Annotated in this window: 14 protein-coding genes; 7 read left to right on the top strand and 7 right to left on the bottom strand. The window is 33.4% G+C overall.

The annotated features are described in order from the left end of the window. Both K5783_RS11235 and K5783_RS11230 read left to right on the top strand, forming a co-directional pair. On the top strand, positions 1–187 hold a 187-nt coding region (locus K5783_RS11235), incomplete at its 5' end, for a hypothetical protein (RefSeq protein ID WP_297474390.1). Further along, on the top strand, positions 138–848 hold the full coding sequence (locus tag K5783_RS11230; protein WP_297474389.1) for a fibrillarin-like rRNA/tRNA 2'-O-methyltransferase: 711 nt from the start codon (positions 138–140) through the stop codon (positions 846–848). The genes K5783_RS11235 and K5783_RS11230, both read left to right, overlap by 50 nt. Here the strand turns inward: K5783_RS11230 and rnhB are convergent. Then, positions 845–1,465 carry a ribonuclease HII gene (gene rnhB / locus K5783_RS11225; RefSeq protein WP_297474388.1) on the bottom strand — a complete coding sequence of 207 codons (621 nt, stop codon included), beginning with the start codon at positions 1,463–1,465 and terminating at the stop codon, positions 845–847. The genes K5783_RS11230 and rnhB overlap by 4 nt on opposite strands. A 61-nt stretch (positions 1,466–1,526) precedes the next feature. On the opposite strand from rnhB, the gene K5783_RS11220 reads away from it, so the two are divergent. Further along, positions 1,527–2,675, top strand: coding sequence for a tRNA (guanine-N1)-methyltransferase (locus K5783_RS11220; protein WP_297474387.1), 1,149 nt, complete (start codon positions 1,527–1,529; stop codon positions 2,673–2,675). Here K5783_RS11220 and K5783_RS11215 read toward each other — a convergent pair. The 3 genes from K5783_RS11215 to K5783_RS11205 are packed head-to-tail and all read right to left on the bottom strand — an operon-like array spanning position 2,665 to position 4,549. Continuing rightward, the gene (locus K5783_RS11215) at positions 2,665–3,258 is read right to left on the bottom strand and encodes an RlmE family RNA methyltransferase (RefSeq protein WP_297474386.1); all 594 of its coding nucleotides are present in this window, start codon (positions 3,256–3,258) and stop codon (positions 2,665–2,667) included. The two genes, K5783_RS11220 and K5783_RS11215, sit on opposite strands and share 11 nt — an antisense overlap. After that, positions 3,255–4,034: a transcriptional regulator gene (locus K5783_RS11210; RefSeq protein WP_297474385.1), complete on the bottom strand. Its 780-nt coding sequence runs from the start codon at positions 4,032–4,034 to the stop codon at positions 3,255–3,257. Before K5783_RS11210 ends, K5783_RS11215 begins: the two co-directional genes overlap by 4 nt. A gap of 56 nt (positions 4,035–4,090) precedes the next feature. Further along, positions 4,091–4,549: a hypothetical protein gene (locus tag K5783_RS11205; RefSeq protein WP_297474383.1), complete on the bottom strand. Its 459-nt coding sequence runs from the start codon at positions 4,547–4,549 to the stop codon at positions 4,091–4,093. A gap of 103 nt (positions 4,550–4,652) precedes the next feature. Here K5783_RS11205 and K5783_RS11200 point away from each other — a divergent pair, with 103 nt between their 5' ends. The 4 genes from K5783_RS11200 (at position 4,653) to K5783_RS11185 (ending at position 10,307) form a co-directional block, all read left to right on the top strand. Continuing rightward, positions 4,653–6,746: an AAA family ATPase gene (locus tag K5783_RS11200; protein ID WP_297474382.1), complete on the top strand. Its 2,094-nt coding sequence runs from the start codon at positions 4,653–4,655 to the stop codon at positions 6,744–6,746. Positions 6,747–6,844: 98 nt separating this feature from the next. Continuing rightward, positions 6,845–8,965, top strand: coding sequence for a biofilm-associated protein (locus K5783_RS11195; protein ID WP_297474381.1), 2,121 nt, complete (start codon positions 6,845–6,847; stop codon positions 8,963–8,965). A gap of 38 nt (positions 8,966–9,003) precedes the next feature. Beyond that, positions 9,004–9,516 (top strand): adenine phosphoribosyltransferase, encoded by a 513-nt coding sequence (locus K5783_RS11190; RefSeq protein WP_297474380.1) that lies wholly within the window; start codon positions 9,004–9,006, stop codon positions 9,514–9,516. Next, complete coding sequence (locus tag K5783_RS11185) at positions 9,516–10,307, top strand: S-methyl-5'-thioadenosine phosphorylase (RefSeq protein ID WP_297474379.1); 792 nt, start codon at positions 9,516–9,518, stop codon at positions 10,305–10,307. The genes K5783_RS11190 and K5783_RS11185 overlap by 1 nt, the downstream gene beginning before the upstream one ends. On the opposite strand, the gene K5783_RS11180 is transcribed toward K5783_RS11185, so the two are convergent. From K5783_RS11180 to K5783_RS11170, 3 genes are read right to left on the bottom strand one after another with little or no spacing between them, the layout of a single operon-like run. Next, on the bottom strand, positions 10,304–10,588 hold the full coding sequence (locus K5783_RS11180; RefSeq protein ID WP_297474378.1) for a hypothetical protein: 285 nt from the start codon (positions 10,586–10,588) through the stop codon (positions 10,304–10,306). The two genes, K5783_RS11185 and K5783_RS11180, sit on opposite strands and share 4 nt — an antisense overlap. 8 nt (positions 10,589–10,596) lie before the next feature. Continuing rightward, a complete protein-coding gene (locus tag K5783_RS11175; protein ID WP_109876930.1) occupies positions 10,597–10,995 on the bottom strand; it encodes a hypothetical protein in 399 nt (132 codons plus the stop codon). A 22-nt stretch (positions 10,996–11,017) separates the two neighbouring features. Then, on the bottom strand, positions 11,018–11,371 hold the full coding sequence (locus K5783_RS11170) for a hypothetical protein (protein ID WP_297474376.1): 354 nt from the start codon (positions 11,369–11,371) through the stop codon (positions 11,018–11,020). Between the last annotated feature and the right edge of the window lie 9 nt (positions 11,372–11,380).

Genomic DNA, 11,380 nt, shown 5'->3' with positions numbered 1-11,380 from the left:
TGATAGAAGAAGAGAAGGTGGTGATAGAAGAAGAGAAGGTGGTGATAGAAGAAGAGAAGGTGGTGATAGAAGAAGAGAAGGTGGTGATAGAAGAAGAGAAGGTGGTGATAGAAGAAGAGAAGGTGGTAGAATAAATTATGAAAGAACAGATTCAAATAAAAAGAGAAAAAAGTTTGGAAGAAGATAATCAATCATTTTTTTGGATAAAATCAGAAGGCGAAAGAAAACTAGCTACTGAAAATTTGGTTCCAGGAAATCAAGTCTATAAAGAAAAATTAATTATCAAAAAAGGAATTGAATATAGGTTATGGGATGCATTTAGAAGTAAATTAGCAGCAGCCATAATGAATGAATTAGAATATTTTCCTTTTGAAAATAAAAGTAAAGTTCTGTATTTAGGGGCATCGACTGGAACAACTGTTAGCCATATTTCAGATATTGTGGGTCCAAGTGGAATTGTGTTTGCAGTTGAACATGCAAGTAGAGTCGCAAGAGATTTCTTAGACAGAGTTGCATCATACAGATCAAACATCATGCCAATTTTGCAGGACGCAAGAAAACCAAAAGAATACTTTTCGGTATTTGGAAAAGTCGACATAGTGTATGTGGACATTGCTCAGCCCGACCAGACACAAATAGCATTAGATAATTGTGAAATGTACCTAAAGAAGGGAGGATATTTCTTTTTGGTAATTAAAACACGAAGTATAGATGTTACAAAATCACCAAGAAGGATTGTCGAGGAAGAAACAGAGAAACTAAAAGCAAATTTTGATATTTTACAATCTATAGATTTACATCCGTATGATAAGGATCACGCAATGGTAATTGCAAAATATAAAAATTAATTATTTCCAACTATTTTCTGAACAGGTTTCCAACTTTTACGCACAAAATTAGGCAGAACATGGTATGTTACATGATATTTAGTCACAAATTTTACAGTTACAGTATCAGATGGATACCCACTACCTAAATTATGATTTTGTCTTAACTTTGCAATCGCTTTATCTCGAGTAACTTTGGCAAGAATAGATGCTGCTGATACTATGACAAATCTACTGTCAGCGTGATGATATGACTTTATTTTACGATTATCAGATTGCTTAGAAATTTCTTTTCCAAATCGAGTAGGATTTACATCGCATGAATCAACATAAGATATATCAGCATTTAATTTTGAAACTACTTTTGCCATATATTTTGCCTCCAAACCATTCAAACAATGTTTTTTCACACTGGCATCAATCAATCGAGGAGAAATTTTTACAATGTAATAATCATCTGCAATATCAATAATTTTTTTATAAAATTGCTCTCGAAGTTTTGGCGAAAGTTTTTTTGAATCTTTTACTCCTAAAGAAGATAGTTTTTGCAAATTTTTTCTATCTAATGAGATTCCAGCTATTACAAGTGGACCGAGCATAGAACCACGTCCAGCATCATCAACTCCACAAATTTGCATGAGTTTTGTCGTAAAACACAAGTATTAAACCGTTATAAGTTTAAAAAAAACTGAAAGGCAATTGGAAATTTCAAATGAATCTTTTCAAGAAATCATTGAAGGTAAAACAAAATTGTTGGTGCCCAAAAAGTCAATAACGGAAAAAGTTCCGCCAAAAAAACCTGCATTCTTTAACCCAAAAGCAAAACTGAACAGAGACTTTTCAATAATTGCATATTCTGCGTTCCTAAAAAATTTTCAAGGGCCAAAAATTTTCTTGGAAGGACTATCAGGAATTGGCGCCAGAGGATTAAGAGTTGGAAACGAGTTAAAAGTAGAAAAAGTAGTAATCAATGATCTAAATCCATCAGCGTTACAACTGGCCGAACACTCTGCCAATCTAAATAATTTAAAAAATATCGAATTTTTTGAAAAAGAGGTATGCAGATTTTTGAGTAAATATTCAAAAAAAGGTCTAAGAGGCTCAATTGTAGACATAGATCCGTTTGGTTCACCCGCAGCATATTTCGACTGTGGCATTAGAGCAACTATGCATGGTGGAATTTTGTCTACAGCAGCAACAGATCTTCAAGTTCTAAATGGGTTATTTCAGGGTGCTTGTAAGAGAAAATATGGTGGAATTCCAGTAAGAACAGAATACGGAAATGAGATAGCAATCAGATTAGTTTTAGGTTGCCTTAGAGCAGTGGCTGCAAGGTTAGGGGTAGAAATCAGTCCATTATTTGTTGAAAGTGAAATGCATTACTATAGAACTTATGTTAAAGTGTTAAACAGACCAGATCAGGAAGAAAACTTGGGATATATTTTACATTGTAAAAATTGTGGACACAGAGAAACATCATTAGAACAAGAACAGGAATGTAATTTATGTAAACAAAAAACTAGTATTGCAGGACCGCTATGGATTGGAAAAATTTTCGATAAAGAATTTATTCAAAATATGTTATTAGAAATTCCAAATTTAGAAGTAGACAAGATTTGCGAAAAAACTCTTGTAAAGTGTCTTGCCGAATCAGAAATGCCTGCAACTTATTTTACACTTGATGAGATTGCATCAAAAATGAAAGATTCGCCACCAAAGCTGGAATCTGCAATATTAAATTTGCAAAAAAATAATTTTGTAGCTAGCGTCACATCGTTTAGTCCAACTGGATTCAGAACAAACGCGAACATTAATGAAATTATTAAAATATTTCAGACTATCCAATGAATCCTAAACAAACAAGGTATAGTTCACTACTTTGTTTTCTACTGGCGCTTGGTTTTGTAAGATTTATTCGAGCAAATTTTTTCTTTACATAGTCTCGGAATTCCATGGAATACTCACCATCAAAAACTTTGAAAACAGCATTGCCTTTGTTTGCTAAAACTTTGTCCATTATTTTGGTACAATCATAATTTAAAGAAATTTGTTTAGCATGATCAACTGACCAATTGCCGCTAACCTGAGGAGAAAGATCACAGATCACTGCATTAACCTTACGGCCAAAATAGTCCATCACTTCATCAACTACATGCTCATCTTCAATATTTTCTCTAATAATATGAGCGCCAGGAATCTCTTCAACGTATGATAAATCAACACCCATCACTTTACCCTGATTTCCTGCTAATTTTACAGCCATCTGAGTCCATCCACCAGGAGCACAACCAAGATCTAACACGTAAAATCCAGGACCAATAATGCGATAAGATTTATTCAATTCTTGTAGTTTGAATGCAGCTCTACTTCGAAAACCTTGTTCATGAGCTAATCTTCGGAAATGATCCTTACGTGCATCAATTAATTTCATTTAGTCTTCGCCGGTTTTTTCATATCAGCAATAACCCAATCTTCAATGAATTGACAGTTTCTAGGACTGATTTCACCCTCAAGTGAGCATTTCTGTTCAACAGGACAAACTAAACAAGGAGCATTTTCAATTGATTGAGTACTGATTGGAGTTTTCTTTAAAATTAATTTGTAAGTCCAACGTCCTTTCTCTAAAAGTTTTTCTCTAGTGATTGTCCCCATTCTTTCAAGTTTTAATGCTAAACGAGAACCGTCACGACTTGTAAGTTTGAGTTTTTTCCACAACTCACTTTGAAACATTCCATCGGATTCACGTTCTGCTAAAATATCACATACTTTGTTTGTGAGTCTTTCCATGTCAACTTTTTCAATTTGGAAGTTTTCAATTTCCTCATCTGAAAGTTGTTCTTCTAATTCCTCTTCTAATGTTTTTTCTGCTTCTTTTTTAGCTTCTTCTAATTCTTTTTTAGTTAATTTTTTTTCTTTTGGTGGTTTTGGCTCTGTTTTTTTCTTTGTAGGTTTTGCTTCAGCTTTTTTCTTTGGTGGTTTTGGCTCTGTTTTTTTCTTTGTAGGTTTTGCTTCAGCTTTTTTCTTTGGTGGTTTTGGCTCTGTTTTTTTCTTTGTAGGTTTTGCTTCAGCTTTTTTCTTTGGTGGTTTTGGCTCTGTTTTTTTCTTAGATGAGGAAGAGTCTAGAACTTTCTTTTTCTTTTTTAACGCATCTAGTTCGGCCTTTATTTTTTCTGCTTCTGCTGAGAGTGTATCTTTTTTCTTTGCCATTAAATCACCTTATTTTTTAAATTCAAGTTACTAATTATCATAGAAAAATTCATGGCCTATTTAACAGTAAATGATCCCCTTGCAGAAGCACTCTTTAGCTGTTTTGAAACCATTTCTGCTACTATCTCATACGAGCCTGGAGTCTCAATAGATTTTGAGAATTTATCATCAGTGGGAATCATATTGCTTCCTTTTTCAAAGCATTGTTCAAAGTATCCACCTTGTGTTACGACATCGTTTGTGGATGAATAAATTGTAACATATAGATCGCCACAGTCAAAAGAAGAATCTCGGACTTTAATTTGAATTTCTACAGGTTCTGAGGTTGAATATTGCTTGGAAAGGCCAATAATTTCAATTGACGAGTTTTGAATTGAGAGTCCTCCAGTAGACATTGGCCACAGGTGTAATTCTCTGTCAGGTTTTTGTAAAATATCACTCATTACAGCAGAGCCGAAAACTATTGAAAAAATTACAGGCAAAACAAATACAATAAAAATTTTTTTAGATACCATTTTGTTTTACCACCTGTGATTCCCTTATATCTATTTAGCAAAAAATGAAAATTCAGATCAATTTGACGAATGAGTTAAATCGAAGGCGACTAAATATCGCTAGATGCGACTTAGAAAGTTCAGAGTAAGAGCATATCGATGTATTCATGACTCTGGAGAGATAACAGTGGGAGATTTAGCTGCCTTTGTTGGAAGAAATGAAAGTGGAAAAACAACAATACTTCAGGCATTGACTTTGTTGAATAGAGATGAGCAGGTTTCAGAATTAGATCTTTGTGATGAAATGAATGAGGAGCTCAAAGAAGAGATTAGATTGGCAGAAGGAGAGTTTGATCTTAATCAACATGAAAGAGAATTGATAAAAGAAAAATTTCCAAGTTTACCAGAAATTAAAAAAATTAAATTAATTAGAACAAATAGAAGGCCAAAAGTTCAATACGAATTTGAAGATATAGAACTTAGTGAAGATGAGAGTCAAGGAATTAATTCATGGGAAAATTTCACAAGGCAGATTCTAGGATTTTTGGATACTATTCCAAACCATCTCAGAATACAAATTAATACAAAATTCTTTGAAGGACAGGTTCCAAAGAATCAAGAAGTTTTTGATAGCGGCATGGCAGAATTTAGTAATCAATTCCACGTTATTGCAATTCAGGAGCCAAAGGTTATCGAAGAATGGGAAAAAATCTATGAGAATCCTGAAAACCAATTTTCAAATTTACTAAGCGGTGAAAGCATAAAAACAGCACTAGAGAATTTTATTGCGTCTGATCTACATCCAAGATTTGTCTATTTTTCGGATTACAAAAAAATCTACGGCAACATCAATCTTAATGAATTTCTAAGAGAAGAAAGAGGGGAAAGAGCAGACTCTATCGAATACATTGAAGAGTTTGACAAGGCAGAGACAGTAAGAAATCTATTTTATCTTGCAGAACTAGATATGAAAGAATTAGATGAAGTAAAAGAGAGTCCTTCAAAATGCATCAAACTTCTAAATGCTGCAAGCAACAGATTAACCAGCAAACTGAATCCAGCATGGAAAGGAGATCCCATCCATGTAGATTTGAGATACAATCCAGGAAATATTATGAGTGTGGTTATTTCAGATGTTCACAAAGATGGAACCATAACAAACACAGGATTGCTAAATAGAAGAGCAGAGGGATTCAAATGGACATTTTCTTTTATTGTAAACTTTGCTGCTGAAACACAAAGAGCAGAACTAAAAGAAGCATTACTACTTTTAGATGAACCTGCAAGAAATCTTCACCCTACACAACAAATGGGAATCTCAGATTTGCTGAAAAATTTAGCAGGTTCAAATCAAGTTCTGTATGCAACACATTCACCATTTATGATATTTGATTATACTCCAGGAAACTTGCTTGTTGTAGAATTAGACAGAAGAAAACACCTTAGTAGAATCTTTTATGATTATTGGAATGCAGATGATAAAACATTAACACCGATTTTGTACGGGCTATCAAGAGGTCAGGTAGAATCTATAGTAGACAGAGAAATTGGTACAAATTCAAGACCAATAATTATTGTAGAGACAATGTCGGATGCAATGTATCTTAATGCATTTGATAAATTTTTGCAGGATCCAAACATATCAATGAATCCTCTGAATGTTGTTGCAGCATATAACAAAAATTCAGTATTACCATTGGCGATTTTTTATCGAAATCATGGTTATAGAACATTTGTATTGTTAGATAATTCTGAAGAATCAAAACAGATTTCTGCTCAGTTAGTTTCAAATGAGTTTTCATCGATTCAAACCATATTCTTTGAAAAGGAAGGAAAGAAACTAGAATCCATCGAAGACTATATCGCACTTGAGGATTATCTACATCCAGTAAATCAGACTTATGAAATAAAGTTAAGACGTGAAGGATTTTCAAATCTCACACCTGAAGAAGTTGTATCCAAAGAGGGAAAAGGAGTGTTAGAAAAATTGAAAAAAATATGGCAAGATCATAGAGAAGATGACTGGGGAAAATTTGACAATGAAGAAATTACCAGATATATTTGTGAGAAAATTGCTCTTGAGGACACCAATTTTCTCACAGATAAAACAAAGGATCAATTCAGATCATTATACAGGCTAATTGCTGAAAGAATAAGACAGTATCAAAATATTGCAACCAAGCCAGACCCAAGTAAATTTCAAAAAGCCAAGGCTTGAGATTTAAGAAGTTTGCTCATGACATATACTGAACTAAGAAATAGCAAAGTAAGAAAAAGTCTTTAAGGTTTAAGAGAGAGATGGATAATCTGATCAGCATGAATAAATCCTCAGTGAGAGGAATGATCCTTTCAATGGCATTATTACTTTCAGTAGCAGCAGTAATTCCAGCTTATGCAGAAATTAATGTGAACAGTGTTGCTCTAGAGGAGACAACAATTATTGAATTAACAAATGAGCAAAATGAGAATGTCAATACATTTAGGATTTGGGTTGGGAGTGATTTTAGTTTCAAATCTTTTAAAACTGAAAAAGGATGGATAGGAGAAAAGACACCACAAGGAGTAATTGTGTTTACATCATCAGAACCTATCAAAAAGGGAGAATCAGTAAAGTTTGGCGTTAAAACAGACAAAGTAAATGCTGGAATAAATTGGAAAGCATTAGATAGCGAAGACAAACAAATAGACACTGGAAAAGTATTACCAAAAGAACTATCTTTACCAAGTGAAAATCCAGAGAACCAACAAGAAAATACCAGTATTAGTATTTCTGCAGAATCATCTTTCAGAATAGTACCAAAAGAACCAAACGTAGGTTCATCGATTAGAGTCACAGGTGATAAATTCGGAGCATCTCAAGAATTTGATTTTTACATTGGCTCAATGAAGATTGGAAGTTTCGAGACAGATAAAGACGGACATTTTATAACTTCAATGAAAATACCAAAAGAACAGAAAGCAGACAGAGTAGATTTCATTGTTAAGGATAAAAAAGGTGAAGAGAAAAAACTCAGTTTAAGAATTAATGAAGGAGAACCTAGAATTGCAGATGAGAATATCAAACTAACAATACAAGGAGTTCCAAATGTAGTTCATAGAGGGGAATTTTTGGAGATTTTAGGAACTGGAAATCCAGGCAATCCAATTACATTGGAGGTTATTGGACCAAACGGTGAACAGATTAGAACAAGAGCAACAGAAATTGATAACAAAGGAAATTGGAAATTAGAACCTCTCATTGTTCCAGTAGACAGACCATTTGGAAAATACACAGGTGTTATTTCAGATGGAAGGGAAGAGAAAACGATCAGCTGGTCAGTAGAATCAAATAAAGTAATAATCATCACCCCTACTAGTTTGAAATTTAATCCAGGAGAAACTATTACATTCAATGGAACGGCTTTACCAAACAAACCAATAGAATTAACTTTAGAAAATCCTCTTGGAAAAGAGATATTCTCAGATATTTTTGACATTGATGAGTCAGGTTTTGTAGAATTTGAATTTCCAACTACTCAAAGTACAGCAGAAGGAACATACACGTTGATTGCAACACAAGAAAAAAATAAAGAATTTATTTTTGTAGGATTAGGACAATTACCTTCAATCCCAGTGAATATTGAATTTGATAAATCAAGTTACAAATCTACGGAAACAGCAATAATTTCAATTACAGGAAAAGCATCAGAAATTATTAACTTGTTAATCATTGATCCTGCAGGAAAAGCAAAAGGAGAAACAACATCTATAATGCTACAACCTGATGGAAGAGGTTCTCATTCTCTTGATTTAAAGGGATTTACGTCAGGTGTATATTCAGCAGTTGTCAGTAAAGGAAATGCCCAAAGTACAGAGATTTTTGCAGTAGGTTTGCAAGTAGGATCGGGTGAAATAGAAATCAACACCACAAAAACAGAATATCGACCAGGGGATTCTATTTTGATTTTAGGAAAGACTAGTCCTAATGTTATTCTTACAATAACTATGTTTGATCCAGATGAAAAGGAAATCAAAGTCAGAGAGTCATTTTCTGATAAAATTGGAAGAATTTCTGAAGAAACATTCAGAATTCCTTCTGATGCTAAAACAGGAACATGGAAGATTCATGCAAAAAGTGGATCAAATTTTGATGATGTGGAAATAGAAGTGAAGAATATAGAACAAGAGGGCATGATAATTTCAGTTACAGATGGAATTGATAGTTATTTGGGCAAGTCCAAAATCATTCAAGTTGCTGGAGCTCAACAAACAGTTTCAATAGACATTGTTGATGCGGATGGTCAAACAATATTGAACTCTCCTCTTTCGATGCCAGCATCTAAAGCAGGAGACATTAATTTACCATGGTATATTCCAGCAGATACTGAACCTGGAACATATACAATAATAGTTTCTGACGCACAAAATACAGCTGAAACAACTTTTGAGATAGAATAGTATCAAACAATTTTATTTCACCTAAAAAGTAGATTCTCATGAACTTAAAAGACAAAATAGCAGAATATCCAAATTTTCCTAAAAAAGGTATTTTATTTAGAGATTTTAGTCCAATCTTGAAAGATCCATCGGCATTAACAGAAATTGCAGATGAATTTTCTAAATATTTTCATACTAAAGATATCGATGTCTTTGCAGGAATTGAATCACGCGGATTCATTCTTGCATGTATTTTAGCCTCACGATATAACAAAGGCATGATGATGATTAGAAAAGCAGGTAAATTGCCTGGAAAAACAGTCAAATTATCATACACAATTGAATACGGAAAAGACACTATAGAAATTCAAAAAGACATTATTGAGAAAGGTCAAAGAGTTCTCATCTGTGACGATTTACTAGCTACCGGGGGTACTGCAAAAGCATCTGCAAAATTAATTGAAAAAGTTGGAGGCAAAGTTTCAGGATTTGCATTCATCATAGAGCTAACAGAATTAAATGGAATGAAAGGAATTAGCAATTATAATTGTAAATCATTGGTGAAATATTAATGGAAAAAGATGTAGAGATTGGGATTTTTGGGGGAACTGGCATTTATGATTCAGGACTACTTGAAAATCCACAAGAGATTGATATTGATACACCATATGGCAAACCTTCAGATACCATAACTGTCGGTATTTTCAATGGAAGAAAAATTGCTTTTCTTCCCAGACATGGAAAAAAACACACGATTCCACCACACATGATAAATTTTAAAGCAAACATTTGGGCATTCAAAGAATTAGGAATTACAAGAATTATTGCACCTTCTGCAGTTGGAAGTCTTAAAGAAGAATTAGAACCAGGACATTTTGCATTACCGTCACAATTTTTAGACTTTACAAAATCTCGAAATGGTTCATTTTCAGAAGAAGGAAAAGTAATCCACATTTCAGTTGCAGATCCTTTTTGTCCTGAATTACAAGCATCAATTCTGAAGGTTACAGACAATGAGGATTTGAAAATGCACAAAGATTGCACTTATGTCTGCATTGAAGGTCCCAGGTTTTCAACTAAAGCAGAATCTAAATTCTACAGAACAACGGGAGCAGATATTATTGGAATGACTTTGGTTCCAGAATGTCAATTAGCACGAGAAGCACAAATGTGTTATGCATCAATTTCAACAGTTACAGATTATGATGTCTGGGCTGAAAAGCCAGTTACTGCAAAAGAAGTGTTAGAGACACTATCAAAAAATGTAGAGAAAACAAAGAAAGTGCTTACAGAATTAATTGATCAAATTCCTAAAACTAGAAATTGTTCTTGTGCTAAGGCATTAGAAGAAGCAGAATTTTAGTCATCAACAAATGATTCTTTTTTAAGACCCTCTGGAAGTGTCAAATCTCCTTGGAGTAAGTTTTTCTGAAGCACCAAAATAACTTCTTCAACATCGTATCCTAATTTTTCTAATTCTTTCTCAGTATTTTTTGAAATCTTTGCACCAATATTTTGTCCACCTATTCTACCAAATGCGATTGCATTAAAACGAAATTCATTACCATCTATAGTAAACTTTCCAGTAATTTTTGCAGCCATCTGGCTCCCATGAATATTATTGATGTGAACTTTAAGATCCATTTTAGAAATTAAATTTCTACTGCCTTGTTAATATTATCATCAATTAAAAAGCTCCAATGCTTATCATCTTCAATTTTGAAATTGTTTATTTTGAGTGGAATTATTTGTTCATCAAGACATTCATGTTTTATTTCTCCGTTTTCAGTTAGTCTTACTAATTTCCATTTGTATTTTCCTTGTTGTAATTTACATATAGTAACTGCCCATTTTGCATCAGGGTCAATTTTTGGCATTCCTACCAGATCTGCGATTTCTTCAATTCCCAATTGCTTTTCTTCACAAAATCGTTTCTTGCAAACTCCACATCTCCAAACATCGACAGACCCAATGGTTCTCTCATCTATGTTGATGTTTACTACTCCAAAGTAAACCGGCTGATGTTTACAAGTTTCTGTGTCAACACTCAATGTTGGTCATCCATTATTAGCATTATTTAGTTCTTGCATCATCATAGGATTTTTCTAAAATTACTCCTATATTATCGACAATTTTGTTTCGACCAAAGGGAATATTTTTTCGCTCACACATTCTTCTGTACATATTAACTGCAGTAAACCTTGGATGCATTGCTTCAAATTCGGTTTCAGTAATATCAATAAAAGCACCAAGAGTCATTAAATCCATGGATGCCTTTTTTGCATCTTCCACAGATATGTTTAATTTTTCAGCAATTTTTGCAGGAGACATTTTTCCGAAACAGGTAACCAACAGATACGTTTTAGCTTGAATTGGTTCTAATTTGATTTCAGAAATTAGATCATTTTCAATTCTAGACAAATCCATTATTTTGAA

The sequence above is a fragment of the Nitrosopumilus sp. genome, from assembly GCF_025699125.1.
GTDB lineage: Archaea > Thermoproteota > Nitrososphaeria > Nitrososphaerales > Nitrosopumilaceae > Nitrosopumilus.
This window is presented reverse-complemented; position numbering and strand designations above follow the sequence as displayed.

Excerpts from the sequence above, each read along its gene's own strand:
- K5783_RS11170 (WP_297474376.1), bottom strand. The coding sequence starts at position 11,371 with ATGGATTTGTCTAGAATTGAAAATGATCTAATTTCTGAAATCAAATTA.
- K5783_RS11205 (WP_297474383.1), bottom strand. The coding sequence starts at position 4,549 with ATGGTATCTAAAAAAATTTTTATTGTATTTGTTTTGCCTGTAATTTTT.
- K5783_RS11190 (WP_297474380.1), top strand. The coding sequence starts at position 9,004 with ATGAACTTAAAAGACAAAATAGCAGAATATCCAAATTTTCCTAAAAAA.
- K5783_RS11195 (WP_297474381.1), top strand. The coding sequence starts at position 6,845 with ATGAATAAATCCTCAGTGAGAGGAATGATCCTTTCAATGGCATTATTA.
- K5783_RS11185 (WP_297474379.1), top strand. The coding sequence starts at position 9,516 with ATGGAAAAAGATGTAGAGATTGGGATTTTTGGGGGAACTGGCATTTAT.
- rnhB (WP_297474388.1), bottom strand. The coding sequence starts at position 1,465 with ATGCAAATTTGTGGAGTTGATGATGCTGGACGTGGTTCTATGCTCGGT.
- K5783_RS11210 (WP_297474385.1), bottom strand. The coding sequence starts at position 4,034 with ATGGCAAAGAAAAAAGATACACTCTCAGCAGAAGCAGAAAAAATAAAG.
- K5783_RS11200 (WP_297474382.1), top strand. The coding sequence starts at position 4,653 with ATGCGACTTAGAAAGTTCAGAGTAAGAGCATATCGATGTATTCATGAC.
- K5783_RS11180 (WP_297474378.1), bottom strand. The coding sequence starts at position 10,588 with ATGGATCTTAAAGTTCACATCAATAATATTCATGGGAGCCAGATGGCT.
- K5783_RS11215 (WP_297474386.1), bottom strand. The coding sequence starts at position 3,258 with ATGAAATTAATTGATGCACGTAAGGATCATTTCCGAAGATTAGCTCAT.
- K5783_RS11230 (WP_297474389.1), top strand. The coding sequence starts at position 138 with ATGAAAGAACAGATTCAAATAAAAAGAGAAAAAAGTTTGGAAGAAGAT.